This window comes from Bradyrhizobium sp. IC3195 (assembly GCF_020193585.1).
In the GTDB taxonomy this organism is placed as follows: Bacteria; Pseudomonadota; Alphaproteobacteria; order Rhizobiales; family Xanthobacteraceae; genus Bradyrhizobium; species Bradyrhizobium yuanmingense.
On record NZ_JADYVG010000084.1, the window covers coordinates 1 to 609 of the forward strand.

Genomic DNA, 609 nt, shown 5'->3' on the forward strand with positions numbered 1-609 from the left:
TGGGCTGGCGCGCGCCATACGGCGTGGTCTACCGAACATGAAGATCCAGGCCTATCTGACGGCCGCCGCCATCAACCTCAAGCGGCTGGCAGCCGCTCTTGTTGCGCTTCTTTTGTGCTTGATCGCCTCCCTCGACGCGTCTCCGTCGGCATCGCGCGGAGTGCCGGGTTGATGTGAAGGCATGAATGGGCCGGTCGCTGCATCGAGCGGATTCGGTGAACCACTTGTTCAACGACGCCCGCGTCCACTTCATGCGCAACGTCCTGGCCCATGCCGGCAAGAGCGGAAGACGCGTCGTCTCCGCCTTCATCGCCACCGCCTTTGCCCAGGACGATGCCGAAGCGGCCAGGGCTCAGTGGCGCAAGGTCGCCGACCAGCTCCGTCCCAAACTGCCAAAGCTCGCCGCCTTCATGGATGAGGCCGAGCCAGACGTGCTCGCCTATATGAGCTTCCCGCCTCAGCACCGTGCCAAGCTGCATTCGACGGATGAGATGGACAAGCGATTTTTAAATGATCGCCCCGATGACTATGCGGAAATCGCGTCCATTCTTTTGTTCGGCCGCGGCGCGGGCCATTCTTCCGTCCCGGTCACCGATCTCGCAGCCGCCG

1 pseudogene is annotated in these 609 nt (G+C 62.9%); it reads left to right on the forward strand.

What is annotated here, in order from left to right:
* Positions 1 to 239 precede the first annotated feature (239 nt).
* Positions 240 to 500 (forward strand): annotated as a pseudogene (locus tag I6F09_RS37200) (transposase); the annotation flags it as partial.
* Positions 501 to 609 lie beyond the last annotated feature (109 nt).